Source organism: Niallia sp., from assembly GCF_031978665.1.
Lineage (GTDB): Bacteria > Bacillota > Bacilli > Bacillales > Cytobacillaceae > Niallia.
The window spans coordinates 54,918-78,179 of sequence record NZ_DALZDK010000020.1 but is presented as its reverse complement, the minus strand read 5'-3'; the positions used below and the strand labels follow the sequence as shown (position 1 = coordinate 78,179).

At 35.6% G+C, this 23,262-nt stretch carries 18 protein-coding genes and 1 other annotated feature; of the genes, 15 read left to right on the top strand and 3 right to left on the bottom strand.

The annotated features are described in order from the left end of the window. Positions 1-37 precede the first annotated feature (37 nt). Entirely contained in the window at positions 38-1,150 is a 1,113-nt protein-coding gene (locus RTL21_RS12580; protein ID WP_312096234.1) for an AI-2E family transporter, read from the bottom strand. Positions 1,151-1,400: 250 nt separating this feature from the next. Further along, positions 1,401-2,561: an ROK family protein gene (locus RTL21_RS12575; RefSeq protein WP_312096233.1), complete on the bottom strand. Its 1,161-nt coding sequence runs from the start codon at positions 2,559-2,561 to the stop codon at positions 1,401-1,403. Between the two features lie 266 nt (positions 2,562-2,827). Between RTL21_RS12575 and xylA the strand changes: the two genes are divergently transcribed. Beyond that, complete coding sequence (gene xylA / locus RTL21_RS12570; protein WP_312096232.1) at positions 2,828-4,135, top strand: xylose isomerase; 1,308 nt, start codon at positions 2,828-2,830, stop codon at positions 4,133-4,135. A gap of 192 nt (positions 4,136-4,327) precedes the next feature. Next, on the top strand, positions 4,328-5,827 hold the full coding sequence (gene xylB, locus RTL21_RS12565) for a xylulokinase (protein ID WP_312096231.1): 1,500 nt from the start codon (positions 4,328-4,330) through the stop codon (positions 5,825-5,827). 53 nt (positions 5,828-5,880) lie between these two features. On the opposite strand, the gene sspI is transcribed toward xylB, so the two are convergent. Then, positions 5,881-6,087 carry a small acid-soluble spore protein SspI gene (sspI, locus tag RTL21_RS12560; RefSeq protein WP_312096230.1) on the bottom strand — a complete coding sequence of 69 codons (207 nt, stop codon included), beginning with the start codon at positions 6,085-6,087 and terminating at the stop codon, positions 5,881-5,883. A 189-nt stretch (positions 6,088-6,276) separates the two neighbouring features. Here sspI and RTL21_RS12555 point away from each other — a divergent pair, with 189 nt between their 5' ends. From RTL21_RS12555 to uvrC, 13 genes are all read left to right on the top strand, one after another. Continuing rightward, positions 6,277-7,023, top strand: a complete 747-nt coding sequence (locus RTL21_RS12555) for a TrmH family RNA methyltransferase (RefSeq protein WP_312096229.1) — start codon at positions 6,277-6,279, stop codon at positions 7,021-7,023. An 80-nt stretch (positions 7,024-7,103) separates the two neighbouring features. Beyond that, positions 7,104-7,348 (top strand) — a binding site (T-box leader). Positions 7,349-7,412: 64 nt separating this feature from the next. After that, positions 7,413-8,417 carry a phenylalanine--tRNA ligase subunit alpha gene (pheS, locus tag RTL21_RS12550; RefSeq protein ID WP_312096228.1) on the top strand — a complete coding sequence of 335 codons (1,005 nt, stop codon included), beginning with the start codon at positions 7,413-7,415 and terminating at the stop codon, positions 8,415-8,417. Between the two features lie 16 nt (positions 8,418-8,433). Continuing rightward, entirely contained in the window at positions 8,434-10,848 is a 2,415-nt protein-coding gene (pheT, locus tag RTL21_RS12545; protein ID WP_312096227.1) for a phenylalanine--tRNA ligase subunit beta, read from the top strand. 183 nt (positions 10,849-11,031) lie between these two features. After that, positions 11,032-11,292, top strand: a complete 261-nt coding sequence (zapA, locus tag RTL21_RS12540) for a cell division protein ZapA (protein WP_312096226.1) — start codon at positions 11,032-11,034, stop codon at positions 11,290-11,292. 2 nt (positions 11,293-11,294) lie between these two features. Continuing rightward, on the top strand, positions 11,295-11,843 hold the full coding sequence (locus RTL21_RS12535) for a CvpA family protein (protein ID WP_312096225.1): 549 nt from the start codon (positions 11,295-11,297) through the stop codon (positions 11,841-11,843). Positions 11,844-11,995: 152 nt separating this feature from the next. Then, the gene (gene polX / locus RTL21_RS12530; protein ID WP_312096224.1) at positions 11,996-13,711 is read left to right on the top strand and encodes a DNA polymerase/3'-5' exonuclease PolX; all 1,716 of its coding nucleotides are present in this window, start codon (positions 11,996-11,998) and stop codon (positions 13,709-13,711) included. 96 nt (positions 13,712-13,807) lie between these two features. Beyond that, entirely contained in the window at positions 13,808-16,162 is a 2,355-nt protein-coding gene (locus RTL21_RS12525) for an endonuclease MutS2 (RefSeq protein WP_312096223.1), read from the top strand. A 132-nt stretch (positions 16,163-16,294) separates the two neighbouring features. Next, entirely contained in the window at positions 16,295-16,702 is a 408-nt protein-coding gene (locus RTL21_RS12520) for a DUF350 domain-containing protein (RefSeq protein WP_312096222.1), read from the top strand. A 276-nt stretch (positions 16,703-16,978) separates the two neighbouring features. Next, positions 16,979-18,661, top strand: a complete 1,683-nt coding sequence (locus tag RTL21_RS12515; RefSeq protein ID WP_312096221.1) for a long-chain-fatty-acid--CoA ligase — start codon at positions 16,979-16,981, stop codon at positions 18,659-18,661. Then, positions 18,654-19,406, top strand: a complete 753-nt coding sequence (locus RTL21_RS12510) for an electron transfer flavoprotein subunit beta/FixA family protein (protein WP_312096220.1) — start codon at positions 18,654-18,656, stop codon at positions 19,404-19,406. The genes RTL21_RS12515 and RTL21_RS12510 overlap by 8 nt, the downstream gene beginning before the upstream one ends. Positions 19,407-19,426: 20 nt before the next feature. Continuing rightward, positions 19,427-20,398, top strand: a complete 972-nt coding sequence (locus RTL21_RS12505) for an electron transfer flavoprotein subunit alpha/FixB family protein (RefSeq protein ID WP_312096219.1) — start codon at positions 19,427-19,429, stop codon at positions 20,396-20,398. A gap of 125 nt (positions 20,399-20,523) precedes the next feature. Then, positions 20,524-20,838, top strand: coding sequence for a thioredoxin (trxA, locus tag RTL21_RS12500; RefSeq protein ID WP_312096218.1), 315 nt, complete (start codon positions 20,524-20,526; stop codon positions 20,836-20,838). A gap of 592 nt (positions 20,839-21,430) precedes the next feature. Further along, a complete protein-coding gene (uvrC, locus tag RTL21_RS12495) occupies positions 21,431-23,203 on the top strand; it encodes an excinuclease ABC subunit UvrC (protein WP_312096217.1) in 1,773 nt (590 codons plus the stop codon). Positions 23,204-23,262 lie beyond the last annotated feature (59 nt).

Sequence of the window (23,262 nt, the reverse complement as noted above, 5' to 3'; positions counted from 1 at the left end):
TCAAATTCCCTTTTTCTCTTTAATTTTGATGATTTACTTACTCTATTGGTGGAATCTGTGTGTTTAGTATCGCTGCTTTTCGTGCTTTAAGCAGGCGATTAATATTGATTACAATCGTTTTGATTGCTGCGTATGTTGGTACAGCGAGAATCATTCCTAAAATGCCAGCTAAATTTCCGGCCACTAATAACAGAATAATAATCGTTGCTGGGTGAGTATCTAATCTTTTTCCAAGGATTAATGGTGACAAAATATTACCCTCAATTTGCTGAGCGATTGTAATAACGATAATAACAAGTAACGCCTGCGTTGGTGAGGTGAAAAGGGCGATAATAACAGCTGGCGCACCACCAATTAAAGGACCAACGTATGGAATAATGTTAGTAACTGCCACAACCAAAGCCATTACAAGTGCATAATCAAGGCCGATTATCAAATAGCCAATTAAAGATAAGGTTCCTACAAACAGTGCCACAATTACTTGTCCTTGAATATAGGCAGCGATTGTTTCACTTGTATCTTTAATAATTCTCAATCCCTCTTTTCGATAGGAAGCAGGAAAGAATTTCGATAAAGCCTCTGGGAATTTACTTCCATCTTTAAAGCAATAGAATAGTAAAAATGGAACCGTAACAATGGTGATGGTAATATTTGTCATCGTACTAATGACTGTACCAATTCCGTTTGTTATATTGCTTGGAATTGTTTGAGCATAGGCTTTTAAGTTTTCAGTAATGTCTTCTATTTTTACATATTCTTGGTTCATGATCCATTTGTACTGTTTCGTATCATTTAAGTATTGGAAATAACGAACCGAATCATCAGCATATTTAGGAATATTGCTAAATAATTCACTAACCTGCTTGCTAATCATCGGCACAACACTGCCAATTGCTAAAATAATAATTCCAATCACTGCAAGATAAAGAATAATAATTGCGAGCGTCTTAGGAATTTTATTCTTTTGCAAAAATTTAACGATTGGATTAAGTAAAAAGTACAAGAATCCAGTAATGATAATTGGCACAAAAAGGGTGGAGAATAGTACTGCGACTGGTTTAAACAAAAACGTAATTTTTGTGCAGAGATAAATAATCGCAGCAATGATAAGAATCTGTAGTAACCAATAATGAAACTTCTTTTTTGTCAAAATTTTTCACCTTTTTCATATTTTGTATAGCAAGTATAGCATACTCATTCAATTTCTAGAAAATATTGTGATTATCATTATTAAAACGATTGTATCACGTTTTAAATATATAATGATAGTAACGAGATAGACGCGGAAAAAGTTTCAAAAATGATAGAAGTAGGTTGAAAATAAAAAAGAATGATGCCAATCCCATCTTTTTTAGAAACAGGATTGTATCATTCCGTATAGTGTACACAGAAATATAGTGTTAATCTGTATTGATAATTTTCAGATGGGAGATATTTAAGAAATTACGAATATTCAGAGCGGTAGCGCCGAATAAAGATGCTTTCGAACCAAGACGGGAATTTTCAATGACAATGTTTTGATTAAAGGAACTATGCAGATTATCGCTGATTAATGAAAGGATTTCAGGAATTCTTCGAACGACAGAGCTATTCATAAATATAACCTTTGGAGCAAAAAAGGTCATAATATTATTTATTCCCTTAGACAAATTATAGCAATGCTGTTGAATAATTTCTTGTACTAATGGGTCGTTGGCATAGTAAAGCTCGGCTAATAAATCAGGCGTAACATCTGATAATTGTTTACTTTCTCTGAACTGCTCTAGAAGAACTTTATCCGAACAATATTGCTCTAAGCAACCTTTATTTCCACATGGACAATCTTTGCCATTTGGATAAAGTACAGAATGACCTACTTCACCAGCTCTTCCATCTAATCCTGTAAACAATTGACCATCAATAATGATTCCAGCACCAATACCACTGTGAACACTTAAACTGATTAAGTTATTAAATTCAGTTGAAAAGGTGGACTCTCCAATTGCTGTTAAATTTGCTTCATTTTCAATATGGATAGGATACTGATATAGCTTAGTTAATTCTTCATAAAGTGCTAATTCGTCTAAATCATAATAGGGAGTAAAGGAGATATTATTCTCATTTACAATACCATGGATGGCAATTCCGATTCCAATAATGCCGTAGGTTGTAAGATTGCTTATTTTCTCATATTTTTCGATTATATTAGAAACATGAGCAAGGACATTTTCTTTTGTAATAAAAGTACTTCTTTCTTTATTGTAATAAACAACTTCTCCGTCTAGATAAGTAACCATGGTAGAAATAAAATCATAACCGAGCTCAATCGCAATGGAAAGACCTGCTTTATTATTTAATTGCAAAAGAATCGGTTTTCTTCCGCCGGAATGACTGCTTTCTCCAATACCAATCTCTTCTATAAGTTTATCCTCGAGCAATTTCTTCGTTATATCAGAAACGGTTGCTTTATTTAATCCAATATTGGATGAGAGACTTGCTCGAGAAATGGGAGCATGTTGAACAATTTGCTCCATAACAAGGGAAGCATTTTGCTCTCTAATTACATATTTGTCTGTGACCATTATTTTCCTCCAACTTAATTAATCCGTTAATAACTATGTTCATATTGTTAGGTTACCATACTAATTAAAATACTTCTATCAAATTTATAAATAAAAATAAGAAAAAAGCACTTGTAAGCGCTTGACAAAAAATGAAGTTGGATTTATGATTAAATCAGTTAGTATATCGAACTAACAAATTAAAGATGGATTAATAGAATTGTAAATTAATAGTTATTTAAAGGAAGATGAAAAAATATTATTTATAACAATTAGGAGGGAATAACATGGAATTTTTTCCAATGATTAAAAAAGTACAATATGAAGGACCAAAAACAGAAAATATCTTCGCTTATCGTCACTACAACCCAGAAGAAGTGGTGTTAGGAAAAACAATGAAAGAACATTTGCGTTTCAGCCTAGCGTGGTGGCATACATTAACACAAGATGGATCAGATCCATTTGGAGCAGCTACAAATGTTCGTACTTGGTTTGGCGAAACACCAATGGAAACAGCAAAAAATAGAGTAGAAGCTGGGTTTGAATTAATGGAAAAGATGGGCTTTGAATTCTTCTGCTTCCATGATGTGGATATTGCTCCAGAAGGAGAAACACTTCAGGAATTCTTAGAAAACTTAGATGTAATCACAGACTTAATTAAAGAAAAAATGGATCAAACAGGCATTAAATTACTTTGGAATACAGCCAATATGTTTACAAATCCTCGCTTTGTACATGGTGCAGCTTCTTCTTCAAATGCAGAAGTGTTTGCATATGCTGCTGCTCAAGTGAAAAAAGGATTAGAAATCAGCAAAAAGCTTGGTGGACAAAACTATGTATTCTGGGGTGGACGTGAAGGATACGAGTCTTTACTAAACACAGATCTACAATTAGAACAAGATAATATGGCTCGTCTTTTCCATATGGCAGTTGATTATGCAAAAGAATTGAATCATGATGTTCAATTTTTAATTGAGCCAAAGCCAATGGAGCCTTCCAAACACCAATATGATTTTGATGCAGCTACTACAATGGCATTTTTACAAAAATATAATCTTGATAAAGACTTTAAACTAAACTTAGAAGCAAACCATGCTACATTAGCAGGACATACTTTTGAACATGAAATGGCAGTAGCTAGAAGCTACAATGCACTTGGATCTTTAGATGCGAACCAAGGAGATATTATGCTTGGATGGGATACAGATGAATTCCCAACAAATATCTATGATACAACTCTAGCAATGTATCAAGTGCTAGAAAACGGAGGAATTGCTCCTGGTGGTATCAACTTTGATGCAAAAGTCCGCCGTTCTTCATTCGCAATGGAAGATTTAATTCTTGCACATATCGCTGGTATGGATACTTTTGCTCGGGGATTAAAATCAGCAGCAAAATTAAAAGAAGATGGATTCTTTGATAAAGAGATTGAACGCAGATATAAAAGCTATACAACTGGTATCGGTAAATCCATTGTGGAAGGAAAAGAAAATTTAAAAACATTAGCAGAATATGCATTACAACATGATCAAATCGAGAATGAGCCAAATCATCTAGAATTCTTAAAATCTCGTTTAAATGATTATTTAGTATAATACAATAAAAAAATAATAAGTGTAACACCATAAAGGGGTGTCTCAGGTAGAAGGAGTTGGCATCACAAGTATATTTATTAGTAGTAGCTAATCATAAACAATCTACTAGATATACTTGTGGAGGTCTAAATCTCTATGAGGCATCCCTTTATTCGTCATTTGTCACTTATCTTATGAAGGGAGCGCATTAAAATGTCATATGTAATAGGAATTGATTTAGGAACTAGTTCATTAAAAGGATTATTAATAGATAAAGAAGGAAATGTTCTTATAACGAAGAGCTCTGAATATGAGCTTTTGACTCCACAGCCAAAGTATAGTGAACAGAATCCAAACGTTTGGATTGAAGCGTTAAATATTGTGCTAAAAGAAATCATTGCAGCAGTTCCAGATGCAGCATCCGAAACAGAGGGAATCAGCTTTTCTGGACAGATGCATAGCTTGGTTTTATTGGATGAAAATGGGGAACCGCTAAGAAATGCGATTCTATGGAATGACGTAAGAACAAGTAAGCAATGCCAAGAAATAATGGATAAAGCGGGCCAAGAAGTGATTCGTATTACAAAGAACAAAGCGTTAGAAGGATTTACTTTGCCTAAGTTATTATGGGTAAAAGAGAATGAACCAACAATATGGGAAAATGCAACAGACTTTTTATTGCCAAAAGACTATCTAGGCTTTTATTTAACTGGCAATAAGCAAATGGAGTATTCAGATGCGGCAGGAACTTTATTGTTAAATGTGGAAGAAAAGGTTTGGAGCGAATCCATCGCTGAATTATTTGAGCTTCCTTTATCCATTTTCCCTCAGCTTGTCGAGTCTTCTGACAAAATAGGCGTGATTAAAAAAGAGCTTGCTAAAAAGTATGGCTTTACAACTGAAATCGCTGTTTTTTCTGGTGGAGCAGACAATGCGTGTGCAGCAGTCGGTGCCGGTATAGTAGAAGATGGAATGGGATTAGCTAGTATTGGAACATCCGGTGTATTCCTTTCCTATGAACAAGATGGACAACAAGAGTATGAAGGAAAAGTTCATTATTTCAATCATGCGATAAAGGACAGCTTTTATTCCATGGGGGTCACATTATCAGCTGGATATAGCTTAAACTGGTTTAAGAATACATTTGCTGCAGATAAAAGCTATAACCAGCTTCTCGCTAATATGGATAATGTTGCGATCGGTTCAGATGGTTTATTGTTTACTCCTTATATAATGGGTGAGCGAACTCCCTATACAGATAGCCAAATAAAAGGCAGCTTTATTGGTATGGACGCAAGACATACTTTAGATAATTTTGCCCGCGCTGTCATAGAAGGAATCACTTTTTCTTTGAATGATAGTAAGATTCTTATGGAGGAAAATGCAAATAAGCAGTTTACACGCATTGTCTCTGTAGGCGGAGGAGCGAAAAACACCGCTTGGCTCCAAATACAAGCAGATATTTTTAATGCACCAGTCGTTAATTTGACAGTTGAACAAGGACCAGGCTTAGGAGCTGCCATGATCGCCGCTGTTGGATTAGGTTGGTTCCCAACAATGAGTGAATGTGTAGAAAAATTTGTTCATTATAAAGAAGAGTTTCAGCCAATCCCTGAAAATGTGAAGAAATATGAAAAAGTGTATGAGATTTATAAAGACGTATATGCAGCAACGAAAGAAACAGCACACAAGCTACATGCATTAAATGAATAGTTTTTTATAACGAATTGAACCAAAAAGAAGGAGACGTCTCCTTCTTTTTTTGATTACTTTAGTCCACTTTCTAATGTTTGCAGCATTTCTAATTTATCTTCCTCAGAAGAATTTTTCCAAATCACTTCGAATAAAACGCCTAAACCAGGCAGCATTTTTTCTTCCCCATTTTGAATAGCATCCACGATTGTGTCCTTTAATTCATCTTGAGAATTTCCAGAAACATTATGGATTATTGCATTACGTAAATTTAAATTCATAATAAGCACCCTTCTTTCCATTTGTTATCTATCAACGCAAACTATTACAATTTGTAAATGACGTTGAATAGACGTTTTGTAGTACACATCTATTTTTATCATTTCACTAATGCCGTTTATTATGTATTTTATTTACGCTATAATAGAAGGAATATGAGATCATTTGGTGATAATGAAGGAGAAGAGTAAGTGAAGCACATACTTTCAGTAAAAAATCCACAAATTAAAGAATGGAAGAAACGATTAACAAAAAAAGAAAGAGATAAAACAGGAACATTTTTGGTGGAAGGTTTTCACCTTGTTGAAGAAGCATTTAAAGCAGATGCTATTATCGATTTAATTATATCAGAGGAAATCGATGTACCTGCTTGGGATTATGGCGATATACCGGTCACCATTGTTACAAAAGAAATTATCAAAGAGCTTTCAGATACAGAGACACCACAAGGAATTCTTGCTTTATGCAGACAACTTGAACTTCCGGAAATATTGTCAACAGCCCAAACCTTCCTTGCAATTGATCAGGTTCAAGATCCTGGTAATATGGGAACCATTATCCGAACAGCAGATGCAGCAGGGATTGATGCTGTTATTATCGGAGAAGGAACAGTCGATATTTACAATCCAAAAGTAGTCCGATCCGGTCAAGGGAGCCATTTTCATCTGCCGATCGTAAAAACAAATTTACCAACATTTATTGATTCATTAAAGGAAAGAAATATCCCAGTTTACGGTACTGCCCTTGAAAATGGTAGAAATTATCGAGAAACAGAAAAAACAGCATCATTTTGTTTAATCGTTGGGAATGAAGGAAATGGTGTAAGTAAAGAAGTACTAAGTAAGACAGATACCAATTTGTATATACCAATCCTCGGGAAAAGCGAATCTCTAAACGTTGCGGTTGCAGCGGGGATTTTAATGTATTATTTTAAATAAAGTCTTCGTTTAATCCAAAGGCTAAAAAGGCATTTGAAAACTGATTAGATATATATTATAATTAAAACCAAATTACATGAATAAAGACATTGATGGAGAAAAGTAATTGATGATTTTTAATGTAGGGAGAAAATGCCGCAGACTGAAAGCATTTTTATTAAAAACATGAGTGAAGTTCACCTCCTGAGTCGGCATCGGGACCATTTTTCTTTTTAGAAAGATGTAAAGATGTACCGGTATAGACTACCGTTATCCAAATGAAGTGAACTTGTTTTAAGAAACAAGTTAATTAGGGTGGTACCGCGACAATAACCTCGTCCCTTTTTGGGGATGGGTTTTTTTTATGCCATTTTTCATGCAAAACAAACAATACATAAGGAGGAAATGTAATGGAAGATAAATTAAAAGAACTGCAAGCTGAAGCACTAACACGCATTGAAAACAGCAATGATATGAAAGAATTAAATGAAATTCGTATTGCATACCTAGGTAAAAAAGGGCCGATCACAGAAGTGCTGAAAGGGATGGGCAAGCTATCTGCAGAAGAAAGACCGAAAATGGGTGCATTAGTAAACGTTATTCGTGACGAAATTACAAGTCATATTGAAGCGAAACAGAAAGCGCTAGAAGAAGCACTAGTCCATGAGAAAATTGCATCTGAAACAATTGATATTACATTGCCTGGGCGTCCAGTTTCTGTAGGGAACCACCATCCTCTTACAAGAGTAGTGGAAGAAATAGAAGATCTCTTTATTGGTATGGGATATACAGTAGAAGAGGGACCAGAAGTAGAAAATGATTATTATAATTTCGAAGCATTGAATCTTCCCAAAGATCACCCAGCAAGAGATATGCAAGATTCATTCTATATTACAGAAGAAACATTACTAAGAACACAAACTTCTCCGATGCAAGCAAGAACACTAGAGAAGCATAAAGGGAAAGGACCAGTTAAAATCATTTGTCCTGGTAAAGTGTATCGTCGTGATAATGATGATGCAACCCATTCCCACCAATTTATGCTGAGTGATTTAATCGGAACGCTTGAAGTTTTTGCGAAGAAAATGTTTGGTGAAGATAGAGAAATTCGCTTGCGTCCGAGCTTTTTCCCGTTTACAGAGCCATCTGTTGAGGTAGATATTTCTTGCTTTATCTGTAAGGGAGCAGGTTGTAGTGTATGTAAAAAAACAGGCTGGATTGAAATTCTAGGAGCTGGAATGGTTCATCCTAATGTATTAGAAATGTCTGGATTTGACTCGAAGAAATATTCTGGGTTTGCCTTTGGAATGGGTCCAGAGCGAATTGCGATGTTGAAATATGGAATTGATGATATCCGTCATTTCTATACAAACGATGTGCGTTTCTTAAAACAATTTTCAGTACCGGAATATTAAGGGTGGAGGAGAAAAAATGTTAGTATCCTATAAGTGGTTAAATGAATATGTAGATTTAAATGGCATTAATCCTGATGAATTAGCAGAAAAAATTACAAAGAGCGGAATCGAAGTGGAAGGTGTCGAAGTCCTCGATGAAGGAATTAAAAATGTTGTAATCGGTTATGTAGTAGAACGCGAGCAACATCCAAATGCAGACAAATTGAATAAGTGTTTAGTGGATGTTGGAGAAGGTGATCCGATTCAAATTATCTGTGGAGCTCCAAATGTAGATAAAGGCCAAAAAGTAGCAGTTGCTAAAGTAGGAGCCATTCTTCCTGGTAACTTTAAGATTAAAAAGGCAAAACTTCGTGGGGAAGAATCAAACGGAATGATTTGTTCCTTGCAAGAGCTTGGCATTGAAGGGAAAATTGTTGCTAAAGAATATTCACAAGGTATTTTTGTTTTTCCGAGTGATGTTGAAGTTGGTAAGAATGCATTAGAATATTTACAACGCGACGATGCTGTATTAGAACTAGGCTTAACTCCTAACCGTGCTGATTGTTTAAGCATGCTTGGTGTAGCTTATGAAGTAGCTGCAATCTTAGGTAAAGAAGTAAAATTACCTAAAACAGAATATCCAACTACTAATGAGAAGGCATCTGATTATATACAAATTTCGGTAGAAGAGAATGCAGATACACCATTATATACGGCAAGAGTAATAAAGAATATTAAAATCGCTCCATCTCCATTATGGATGCAAGGAAAATTAATGGCAGCAGGAATTCGCCCACATAATAATGTGGTAGATATTACAAACTATATTTTATTAGAATATGGGCAACCACTGCATGCTTTTGATTATGATAAAATCGGTTCAAAAGAAATTCTCGTTAGAAAAGCACAAAGCGGTGAGAAAATTACAACGCTTGATGAAACAGAAAGAATGTTATCAGCAGATAATTTACTCATTACTAATGGGAAAGACGGAATTGCTGTTGCTGGCGTAATGGGTGGAGCTAATTCTGAAGTGCAATCTGACACAACAACTGTTTTATTAGAATCCGCTTATTTTGACAGCAAAGTAATTCGCAGATCTTCAAAAGTAATTGGTTTACGTAGTGAAGCGAGTGCTAGATATGAAAAAGGCATTGATCCAAATCGAGTTCGTATAGCTGCAGATAGAGCTTGTCAGTTATTACATTTATATGCTGGTGGAGAAGTACTGGAAGGGGAAGTAGCGGTTGATACATTAACTGCCGAACCAAAAGTTGTTTCCATTACGTTAGAAAAAATTAATCAAACATTAGGAACATCATTAGAGAATAATGCAGTAACAGCTATTTTTGATAGTCTTCAATTTACAACACAAGTAGAAGACAATATCTTCACAGTAACTGTACCTACTAGAAGAAACGATATTGTCATCGAAGCAGATTTAATTGAGGAAGTTGCACGCCTTTATGGGTATGATAACTTACCGAAAACATTGCCTATTGGAGCATCTACACCAGGTGCCTTAACTGCTTATCAGAAGAAGCGCCGTATGGCACGTAGATATTTGGAATCCGCTGGACTATATCAAGCGATTACGTATTCTTTAACAAATGAAGCAAAAGTACATAGCTTTGCTTTAGAGAAAAGTAATCCCATCAAACTTGCGATGCCTATGAGTGAAGAACGTGCATTATTACGTCAAAGCATTGTACCACAGCTTTTAGAGGTGCTTAAATACAATGCAGCAAGACAAAATGAAAGCATAGCTGTTTATGAAACAGGTGTTGTTTTCTTAGCTAATGGGGAACAGGAGCTTCCAGAGGAAAAAGAACATTTAGCTGGAGCTGTTACTGGAATTTGGAGCACACATCCATGGCAAGGAGAGAAGAAAGCTGTTGATTTCTTTGTTGTAAAAGGTGTATTAGAAGGCTTGTTCCAAAAATTAGGTGTATCGGAGCAAATCACTTTTGCAAGAGCGGAAATGGAAGGGATGCATCCAGGTAGAACGGCTGAAATCGCACTTAATGGAGAGGTGATCGGTTTTGTAGGTCAAGTTCATCCGCAAATGCAAAAGGAATTAGATTTAAAAGAAACATATTGCTTTGAATTAGATTTAAGTAAATTATTCGCTGTAGAAGTAGAAGCATTGCATTATACTTCTATCCCGCGTTTCCCATATGTAACTAGAGACATTGCCCTTGTGGTGGATAAACAAATTCTAGCAGGTAATCTTCAAGAAATCATCCGAGTAGCTGGTGGGGAATTATTGAAGGATGTGCAGGTGTTTGATTTATATGAGGGAGAAAAAATGGAAGAAGGCAAAAAATCGATTGCTTTCTCCTTAACGTATTTCGATCCAGAACAAACATTAACAGATGAAATAATCAGTAAAGCACATGAAAAAGTACTTACAGCAGTAAAGGAACAAGCAGGAGCTACTTTAAGAGGCTAAATGAATAGGAAAAAGAAGCATCTCGGAGTCATACTTATGAGATGCTTTTTTATTTGAGGGGAATCGCAAAAGTTTTCTCTTTATAAACAAGTCTTGTTGATAGAATCTATTCGAATGACTTCCCTAGCGAGAATAGTTCATGATATGATAGAAACTAGGATTCTTTAGAATGGAGGCATGGGCGTGTCAAATACTCCTAAAAATCGTACAAATGTTGATATATACGGAACACCATATACAATAATAGGGAAAGAACCTTCTAGCCAAGTTAGACTGGTTGCCTCCATAGTTGATGAAAAAATGCGTGAAATTCATGTCAAGAATCCCTCACTTGATATAAATAAACTAGCAGTCCTTACTGCTGTTAATATAGTAAACGACTATGTAAAGCTAGAAGATCGAGTGAAAGAACTAGAAGAAGAATTAAAAAGAGAAAAGGACTGACAATGTTCATGTTGGATATTATTTTGGTTATATTACTGCTTTTTGGTCTTCTAAGAGGACTGAAAAGAGGATTTATTATGCAAATTATACACTTAACAGGATTTATTGTTGCGTTTATAGTTGCTAATAAATATTACATTCCACTATCGCAAAAATTAACACTATGGATTCCATATTCAAATACAGGAGAAAGCAGTTTTCTACATTCCTTTATTCAAACGGCTAATATAGAAGATGTTTTTTACAGAGGATTCTCCTTTATTGTGATCTTTTTTGTCGTGAAAATTATTTGGCAAATTCTTGGTAGTATGATAGATTTTGTTGCTAGTATTCCGATTTTAAAGCAGCTAAATACATGGGCTGGTGCTGTATTAGGATTTATCGAAACGTATTTGCTATTATTCCTTCTATTATATATTTCTATTTTAGTTCCGATTGATTTTATACAAGCTCAATTAGACGAATCCTCTGTAGCGGCTTGGATGATTGAAAGCACTCCATATTTTTCTGAGAAAATAAAAGATTTATGGTTTGAATATATGGCTTCATAGAAATTAGGAAACTCTTCTAGCTTTGTATGTAGCTAGAGGAGTTTTTTGTATGTTTTAAACAATACGTCTTCATTATAGAATTGCTGCAGTTCATGGTATGATAGGTAGGATTAGTAAAATAGAAGGTTTATTTTAGGCATGTAGGTGATGAAATGATGATAACAAACAAAGAAATTATTCGTTTATTAGAACAAATAGCAATATATATGGAACTGAAAGGAGAAAATCCTTTTAAAATTTCAGCCTTTCGTAAAGCTGCTAATACGATTGAAACAAGTGAATACAATTTAACGGAAATAACAGATTTAACAGAACTACCTGGAATCGGTAAGGGGACAGCTGCTGTTATTGAAGAATATATAAAAGAAGGAAAGTCTTCCGTATTACAGGAATTGAAAGAAGAAGTTCCAAAAGGGTTAATACCATTGCTACAGTTGCCAGGTCTTGGTGGGAAAAAGATAGCGAGATTATATAAAGAGCTATCAGTCGAAAATGCTGAGGATTTAAAGAATGCATGTTTAAAAGGGGAAGTCCAAGCATTAAAGGGATTTGGGAAAAAAACAGAAGAAAAAATAATAGAAGCGCTCCAAAATGCTGGAACAAGACCAGAACGACTACCAATTGCCTTTATGATACCGATTGCTGTTTCAATTGAAGAGGCATTATCAAAAATGGAGGGCATTGTCCAATATTCAAGAGCAGGAAGCTTAAGAAGAGTGAGAGAAACCATTAAAGATTTAGATTTTATCATCGCAACAGATGATCCAAATCAAGTGAAAGACCAGCTACTTCAACTTCCGGCAATTAAAGAAATAATTGGGGCAGGTACAACAAAAGTAAGTGTTGTTCTTGGACTAGATTATGACATCTCTATAGACTTTCGTTTAGTAAAAACAAATGAATTTGCAACAACACTACATCATTTCACAGGTTCTAAGGAGCATAATGTGCGAATGAGACAGCTAGCAAAAGAACGTGGAGAAAAAATAAGTGAATATGGTGTCGAAAATAATGAAACAGGCGAAGTTAAAACCTTTGAAACAGAGGAATCTTTCTATCATTATTTTGGACTACCATTTATTCCACCTGAAATTAGAGAAGATGGAAAAGAAGTAGAAAGCTATTCAGAAAATAGCGAGCTAATTTCCTTGGAAGATATTAAAGGAGATTTACATATGCACACAACTGCAAGTGATGGTGCAAATACTTTAGAGGAAATGGTAGAAGCTAACCGTAAATTAGGCTATCAATACATGGCAATTACAGACCATTCTCAATATTTAAAGGTTGCTAATGGATTAACACCGGATAGAGTACGGAAGCAGATAAAAGAAATTAAAAGGCTGAATGCCAAGTATGAGGATATTACCATTTTGGCTGGTGCTGAGATGGATATTCTGCCTGATGGAACCTTAGATTATGATGAAGAGTTATTGAAAGAATTAGATATCGTAATTGCGTCCATTCATTCTGCTTTTACACAATCTAAGGACAAGATTATGAACAGATTAAAAGCTGCAATGGAAAATAAGTATGTCGATATCATCGCCCATCCAACTGGTAGAAAAATCGGGAAAAGAGAAGGATATGATGTCGATATGGAGATGCTTATTCAATTGGCGAAGGAAACGAATACTGTTTTAGAGTTAAACAGCAATCCTAACCGTTTAGATTTAAATGCAGCATATGTTAAAATGGCACAGGATGCGGGTGTGAAAATCGTGATTAATACGGATGCTCATTATAAACACGAGCTTCACAATATGGCGATAGGTGTATCTACAGCGAAAAAAGGATGGATAAAAAAATCGACAGTTTTAAATGCCATGTCAAAAGAAGAATTATTAGCTTTCTTATATAAAGGCTAACGATAAAGAGTAGATTAAATGTTAATAGGCTCTCTTAACCGAAAAAGGAGTGCCGACAAAAAATCGGTAAAATAGAATAGCAAAGGAGATTACTCCATGCAGGAAAGAGTATTAAAAACGTTAGAATTTGATAAAATTAAAGTTCAATTGATGGAGCATGTATCTTCCACTTTAGGAAGAAATAGAGTGGAGGAATTAGTTCCCTCTACAGATTACAATGAAGTAGTAAGATGGCAGGATGAAACGGATGAAGCTGCTAAAGTGTATCGAATGCGAGGAACGATTCCTCTTGATGGAATTTATGATATTGGTGCCCATGTGAAAAGATCTTCTATTGGTGGAATGCTTAGTCCTTTAGAATTAAATCATGTTGCTAGTACTGTTCATGCTAGTAGACAAATGAAACGTTTCATTGAAGAGTTTCATGAAGAAGAGGCTGTACCGATTCTTTTCACTTTAACAGATAGTATTACCGTACTTGTTGAAGTAGAAGAAGAAATAAAGATGGCGATTGATGAACAAGGTACTGTCTTGGATAGTGCAAGTGATACACTTAGAACGTTAAGAAATCAGCTGCGCAGAAATGAAGCAAAGGTACGGGAGAAATTAGAAAGTATGATTCGCTCCTCTAATGCCCAAAAAATGCTTTCTGACAGTATCATTACGATAAGAAATGATCGTTATGTTATCCCTGTGAAACAAGAGTATAGAGGGAATTATGGTGGGATTGTCCACGATCAAAGTGCTTCTGGCCAAACATTATTTATTGAACCACAGTCTGTTGTTACCTTAAATAATGAATTACAGGGAATTCGTGTCAAGGAGCAGCAAGAGATTGACAGAATCTTAACCCAATTGACCGCACTTGTTGCGCAAAATGAAGAGGAATTATTGCATATTGTCACGGTTTTAGCAGAGATAGATTTTATGTTTACAAAAGCAAAATACGCGCATCGCTTAAAAGCAACAAAACCGCAAATCAACAATGAAGGGAAGATTGTTCTTCTTAAAGCGAAGCACCCACTTATACCACCAGAAGTAGTAGTGGCAAATGATATAGTACTTGGGGATACGTATAAGTCCATTGTTATCACCGGACCGAATACTGGTGGTAAAACAGTTACGCTAAAAACAGTTGGGCTTTGTACGTTAATGGCACAGGCTGGTCTGCAAATTCCAGTATTAGATGGTTCAGAAATGGGAGTATTTAAGTCAGTCTATGCAGATATTGGAGATGAACAGTCAATTGAACAATCCTTGAGTACATTTTCCTCTCATATGGTTAATATCGTAAGCATTCTTGAGAAAGTTGATCAGGAGAGTCTTGTTTTATTTGATGAGTTAGGAGCAGGGACAGACCCGCAGGAAGGAGCAGCACTTGCTATTTCTATTCTCGATGAAGTAAATAAACGAGGAGCAAGTGTAATTGCAACGACTCATTATCCAGAACTAAAAGCGTATGGCTATAATCGAGAAGGGGTAGTCAATGCTAGTGTGGAATTTGATATTGAAACATTAAGCCCTACCTATAGGCTACTAATCGGTGTTCCAGGTAGAAGTAATGCCTTTGAAATTAGTAAACGACTAGGTTTAAAGGAAGACGTCATTGAGGCAGCTCGCTCACATGTCAGTGAAGACAGCAATAAAATCGAGAATATGATTGCTTCCTTAGAGGAAAGTCGTAGGCAGGCTGAAAGGGAGCATGAAGAAGCTAAAGATTTATTAAAACAAGCAGACATGCTTCATCGTGATTTGCAGAAACAAGTAATGGAATATTACGAGAAGAAAGAAACATTGCAAGAAAAAGCAAAAAGAGAAGCAAAAGAAATTATTGAAGAGGCGAAGAAAGAAGCTGAAGCTGTTATTGGTGATTTAAGAAAAATGCAGCTTGAAAAACGTGCGGAGATAAAGGAGCATGAATTAATCGATGCAAGAAAACGATTAGAAGATGCAACACCGCATATAGAAATGAAAAAACAACTTGTTGCATCCAATACAAACCATGTTTATCAACCTGGTGATGAAGTGAAGGTCCTTACCTTCAATCAAAAGGGACAATTACTAGAAAAGGTTTCTGATAGAGAATGGCAAGTTCAAATTGGAATTATGAAAATGAAAGTAAAAGAAAAGGATCTTGAATTCATAAAAGCACCAAAAGTAGTAGTAGAAACAAAGCCGCTTGCTACGATAAAGGGAAAAGATTACCACGTTAGTTTGGAATTAGATTTACGTGGCGAAAGATTTGAAAATGCTCTAGCAAGAGTAGAGAAGTATATTGATGATAGCCTGCTTGCTGGCTACCCTCGAGTTTCGATTATTCATGGAAAAGGAACAGGAGCCCTTCGTTCAGGCGTTCAAGAGTATTTAAAAAATCATAGAGCAGTGAAGAAAATCCGTTTTGGGGAAGCTGGAGAAGGCGGAAGCGGCGTAACAGTTGTAGAATTTAAATAGTCCTTCTTTTGAAGAAGTTTTTTCTAAAAGATTGTTGTTGTTTCAAAAGGAAAAATTAATTATTTTTAATCCTGAGCGACAAACTTTATGAAAACAAAACAGCTTTAAAGAAAATCGTAGAGGAGAAACCATATGGATCAATTTTGGGAAAATGAATATGTAAAAACGGCAGGAGACTATAGTGTTGTTATTTTAAGTCTTGTTGTATTTTTGGCTATTTTTGAACTCGTGACCAAATATAATAATTGGGATGAAATCAAAAACGGGAATCTTGCTGTTGCAATGGCTACAGGAGGTAAAATCTTCGGAATAGCGAATGTCTTTAGTCATTCCATTATGCGCAATGACTCATTATTAACAATGATTATCTGGGGTGTATATGGTTTTGTACTATTGCTAATTGGCTATTTTATTTTTGAATTTTTAACACCAAAATTTAGAATTGATGATGAAATAAAAAATGATAATCGAGCTGTCGGATTTATTTCTATGATTATATCCATCGGTTTATCTTTCGTAATAGGCGCAGGGATTTCTTGATAAAAAGAATTTTAGTTTTTTTCAAAAATCTAATAGTAGCAGACTGAATCACCAATATTAGCGAAACGGATTTAGATTTACGCAAAATAAAGGCTATTCAGGATGTAGGTTAGAATCGCAACTAATCTTAAAAAGAGGCTGTCATACGTGATAGCCTCTTTTGCTTGCCTGCCCATTTTTTCTATTAAGTCGAAAGTAGGCTTATACATAATCCAATTAAAGTTCTCTTCCATATAATAAGCTAGTACAACAATAGAATTAAATGGAGGAATTGTGTTGGAAACTGAGAAAAGATGGTTAAAACTTTACCCCGACCAAATAGCCAAAAACGTCTACTATCGGGGAGATACTCTCCCACAATTATTGGAAAATGCCGCAAAAGAATATTCGAAGCATAAAGCCATTCATTTTATGGGAAAAGAAATGACCTTTAAAACGCTATACAAACAAACCTTAAAATTAGCAGAGTTTTTACAGAATTTAGGTATTGAAAAAGGGGACAGGGTTGCTGTAATGCTTCCGAATATTCCTCAAACAGTTATTAGTTTTTATGCGATTTTGCAGGCGGGAGGCATTGTTGTTCCGGTAAATCCTTTGTATCAAGAAAGAGAAATAGAATTCATTATGAAAGATTCAGGTGCGAAAGTAGTAATTACATTAGATATGCTTTATAACAGAGTGGAGAAAGTGAAAGAGCAAACAGATTTAGAACATATTATCGTTACTTCCATTAAAGATTATCTTCCTTTTCCGAAAAATCTCGTGTATCCTTTCATCCAAGCAAAAGAGCAGGGAAAACCTCCGATTATCCAATCATCGAAATCCACTCATTTTTTCACCCAAACAATGAAGAAGAACGACATGCAGCTTAAAGAAGTACCGATTAACTTTGAAGAGGATATAGCAATCTTGCAGTATACAGGAGGAACAACTGGATTTCCTAAAGGGGTTATTCTAACCCATCAAAATTTAATTGCTAACACCTCTATGTGCAGACAATGGCTATATAAGATGGAAAAAGGAAAGGAAGCAATGCTGGCAGTAATGCCATTATTCCATGTTTACGGCCTTATGACAGTTCTTGTATTATCTGTAATGGAAGTATATAAAATGATCCTTGTACCAAAATTTGATGCAACTGGTCTTCTAAAAACGATTGATAAACAAAAACCGACTGTTTTTCCAGGTGCTCCAACTATTTATATTGGATTAATGAATCACCCGGATATTATGAAATATAATCTTTCTTCGATTAAAGGAGCGATTAGTGGCTCTGCTCCATTACCCGTTGAGGTTATCGAGAAATTTGAGCAAAAAACAGGTGGAAAGATTGTTGAGGGATACGGTTTAACTGAAACATCTCCCGTTACCCATGTGAATTTTCTATGGGACAATGAAATTGTGAAAGGAAGCATTGGTGTTCCATGGCCAGGAACAGACGCAGCAATTTTTTCTTTAGAAACAGGAGAAATGTTACCAGTAGGAGAAATTGGAGAACTTGGAATCAAGGGACCACAGGTGATGAAAGGGTATTGGAATAATGAAGAAGAAACCAACAAGGTTTTAAAAGATGGCTGGCTATTAACAGGCGATATCGCTTATATGGATGAAAAAGGATATTTTTATATTGTCGACCGGAAAAAGGATATTATCATTGCCAGTGGCTTTAATATTTATCCTCGTGAAATAGAAGAAATCTTGTATGAGCATCCAGCTGTTATGGAAGCATCCGTCGTTGGTGTAAAAGATTCTTATCGAGGAGAAACGGTTAAAGCATTTATTGTTTTACGAGAAGGAATGACGGTGAATGAAGAAGAACTCAATCAGTTTATGCGAAGAAAGTTGGCATCCTTTAAGGTTCCGCGCATTTATGAATTTAGGAAAGAGCTTCCGAAAACGGCAGTTGGTAAAGTATTAAGAAGACAATTGAAGAAAGAAAGTGAAGAAGCCAATGAGTAATAAAACGTTGCAGCTAGTTGTTTTATTATCAAGAACTGCATCCCCTGAAGCTTCTTTAGTCCTTGAATCTGGACAAGTTTTTGTGGAGGAGAGTAACTTCATCATCAACCCACCAGATGCAATAAGTCTAGAAGAGGCTCAGCAATTCAAGGAGAGATATGGTGGGGAAATTACCGTATTAATGGTAAGTGGAAAAGAAGGAGAAAAGCAATTAAGAGTAGCTTTGGCTAGGGGTGCAGATCGGGCTGTATTAATAGAATCTAACCCAAAGGAAGAGGAACCGACCTCCATAGCTAGAAAGATTGCTGAATATTTGCAGCAGATTGATTTTGACATAATCTTAGCTGGCGATTTTTCGACAGATGGAGCAACCAGTCAAGTAGGACCTCGTGTTGCAGCTATATTAGATATCCCCTATTTTACAAAAACAATCCGCATCGACCAAGAGGAAGAGAACGCAATAATTAAAAGAAATGCTGATGGGGACATAGAAACATTTTGTGTTCCTTTTCCTTTCTTAGTTACTATTCCCCAAGGATTACATGTTCCGCGACTTCCATCCCTTGCTGGAATTATGAAAGCGAAAAAGAAGCCTCTGTTAATCAAGGAGTCAAATGAATTGTCATTACAAAAAAATCTGCACCTGTATTCGTATCCACACTTAAAACGAAGACAGACGATGCTTGAAGGGGAGACACAAGAAAAGGTAAAAAAATTAGCAAAATTGATAAAGTCATTGCAATGATAATAATGGAGGAATTAGTAATGAAAGAAAAGATAATTATTCTGGGAGAATTTCAGCAGGGGAATATTGCCTCCATTACCCTCGAGTGTATTTCAGCTGCAAAGCAATTGCAAAGGGAGGCAGAGATAATCCTTTTATTAATGGGCGGAGATATAAAAAAAGAGATATCCGAATTGCATCAAAACGATGTCGACCAAATCATTATTGTTGAACATCCGTTGCTGGCTAGATTTACGAGTGAATTGTACACAAAGGCAATTTTATCTGTATGGGATCAAGTGAAGCCAACTATCTTTTTATGTGGACACACAGATATGGGCAGAGCTATTTCCCCCTATATTAGTGAAAAAATAGATATCCCCCTTTATTCAAATATAGATAGCTTCGAATTTCATGATAGCAAATTGTACTTTAGCCGGCCTGTTTATTCTGGAAAGGTAATCGAAAGAGTAGAAATAAATGATCCCTCTTTTCTCATCTCGATTAAGCCAAAAAAGTGGTCAACTTCACGGAAGAACGTGGATAGAAAAAATGTCATTCGTTTCTTGGAAGTTACGCTTGATACACCTATTGCGTCATTGATAGGACTTGAACAAAAAAAGAGCGATGCTATTGGTTTAGTGGATGCAAACATTATCGTTGGTGCTGGTAGGGGAATTCAAAATGAAGAAGGATTTGCCTTGATTACGAAATTAGCAGAAGTAATCGGCGGAAATGTGGGTGTATCAAGAGGAGCAGTAGAATTAGGAGTATGTGATGCCTCCCTCCAACTTGGGCAAACAGGAAAAACAGTAGCGCCAGACCTTTATATCGCCTGTGGCATTTCAGGAGCTATTCAGCATCTTGTTGGTGTTACATCTGCAAAAACGATTATTGCCATCAATAAAGATCCAAATGCCCCTATTTTTGAAGTAGCTGATTATGGGATTGTAGGAGATCTCTTTGAAATAATCCCTGCCTTGATTAAAGAGTGGGACAATGCAACGATTTAATTAACTTGAATGTATTATCAAGTAGTGGGGGAAAATGATATTTGAAACATATTATTAGTATCATTTTTGAAAGCATGGTATACTTTCGATATTGTTAGATTATCAAATAAGGAGGCAAATAATAAATGGCAATTACACACGCAACAGATCAAACATTCCAAGAAGAAACAGGTTCAGGTGTTGTATTAGTAGATTTCTGGGCACCATGGTGCGGACCTTGTAAAATGATCGCTCCAGTTCTAGAAGAACTTGATGGCGAAATCGGTGACAGTGTAAAAATCGTTAAAGTAGATGTAGATGAAAACCAAGGCTCAGCATCTAAATTTGGCGTAATGAGCATTCCTACTTTATTAGTTCTTAAAGACGGTGAAGTTGTAGATAAAGTAGTTGGATTCCAACCAAAAGAAGCTCTTTCTGAATTGTTAGGAAGACATGTTTAATAAAGGATTAATCTATCTTCATTGAAGAGAAATAACTGTAGACACACTCAGGAATCTGAGGAAGTGTTTACAGTTTTTTTTTGGTGGGATGTGGGCCAAATGTAGATGAGTTTTTTAGTAAATGGTGAGTTCATGGAAGGAATGTAAACCAGAAATAGAGGAAAAGCAAAGAAAAAAGGTGTTCATGTAAGGGATGAAAACCATAAATAAGAGGAACCGCGGAAAAAATGGCGTTCATGTAAGGGATGAAAACCACAAATAAGAGGAAACGTGAAGAAAATGGTGTTCATCAAAGCAATGAAAACCACAGATAAGAGGAAATGTGAAGAAAATGGCGTTTATTAAAGCAATGAAAACCAAAAATAAGAAGAAACCCGAAAAAAGAGGCGTTCATCGAGAAAATATCAACTTCAATAAATAATTTATCAAAAAAAGCCCTTCCCCATCCAATACGAATCCAAAAATAAAACCGTTCTCTTAAAATATTTCCAGCCTATACTTTTTCCTTGATGAATCGATGAAATTCTCTATAATTAGAGAAGATAGTATATATGTTCGTTTGTTTATGGTTTACATGCTGGGAGGGAAAACATTGAACGACATCATTAAAAATAAATTAATGATCTTACCTGATCAGCCTGGCTGTTATTTAATGAAGGACCGACAAGGCACGATTATTTATGTAGGAAAAGCAAAAGTGCTAAAAAATCGAGTCCGTTCCTATTTTACAGGCTCTCATGATGGAAAGACGTTAAGGCTTGTCAATGAAATAGAAGATTTTGAATATATTATAACCTCTTCTAATATCGAAGCGCTTATTTTAGAAATAAATCTGATTAAGAAGCATGACCCAAAATATAATATTATGCTGAAAGATGATAAAAGCTATCCGTTTATTAAATTAACGGCGGAAAGACATCCAAGGCTCATTACAACGCGAAATGTAAAGAAGGACAAAGGGAAGTATTTTGGCCCATATCCAAATGTTCAAGCAGCAAATGAAACAAAGAAGCTTCTTGATCGAATCTATCCTTTACGGAAATGCAATGTATTACCTGATCGAGTCTGTTTATATTATCATCTTGGACAATGTCTAGCACCATGTGTGAACGAGGTCTCTGAGCAAGAATATAAGAAGATGACAGATGATATTACAAAATTCCTAAATGGTGGATATCAAGAAATAAAAAAAGAGTTATCTGAAAAAATGCTGGCAGCTTCAAGTGAATTAGATTTTGAACGGGCAAAGGAATATCGAGATCAAATTGCGCATATCGAAGCAACGATGGAAAAGCAGAAAATGATGATGACGGATTTAGTGGATCGAGATGTTTTTGGTTATTCTTATGACAAGGGTTGGATGTGTGTCCAAGTGTTTTTTATCCGTCAAGGTAAGCTTATTGAACGAGATGTCAGCACTTTCCCTATTTATCAAGAGCCTGAAGAGGAGATGTTAACCTATCTCGGGCAATTTTATGAAAAGGCAAATCACTTTAAACCAAAAGAAATTTATCTACCAGACGATATTCAAGGTGATATCGTAGAGGAATTGTTAAAGGTGAAAGTAACGAAACCGCAACGGGGACAAAAAAAGGAACTTGTATTATTGGCAAATAAAAATGCGAAGAATGCTTTAAAGGAAAAGTTCGCATTAATTGAAAGAGACGAAGAGCGAACAATTAAAGCGGTAGAAAATCTGGGGAAACAAATGGGTATCTATACTCCTCTTCGCATTGAAGCATTTGATAACAGTAATATACAGGGGACTGATCCTGTATCAGCAATGATTGTCTTTATCGATGGAAAACCAGCTAAACGTGAATATCGCAAATATAAAATCAAATCTGTAAAAGGCCCTGATGATTATGAGTCGATGCGAGAAGTGGTGCGCAGAAGGTATCAGCGTGTTTTAAAAGAAGGATTGCCACTTCCTGACTTACTATTAATTGATGGAGGTAAAGGACACTTAGAAGCAGTAAGAGAGGTTCTGCTAGATGAATTAAGCTTGGATATTCCAGTTGCTGGTTTAGTCAAGGATGATAAGCATCGTACCTCTCAGCTCCTTTTTGGAAATCCTTTAGAGATTATTCCACTTGAACGCAATAGTCAGGAATTCTATTTATTACAAAGAATCCAAGATGAAGTTCACCGTTTTGCGATTACGTTTCACCGTCAATTAAGAGGGAAGAATGCTTTTCAGTCTTTATTAGATGACATTCCTGGAATTGGAGAAAAACGAAGGAAATTACTTTTAAAAACATTTGGATCTGTAAAGAAAATGAAAGAGGCTTCAATAGAAGAGTTTTTGGAAATTGGGATTCCGACAAATGTTGCAGAACAATTACTTTCTAAATTAAAGGAATAGAAAAATAATATTTGTCGGAATGAAAACACTGTGCTATAATGATGGCAACTTATAACTTA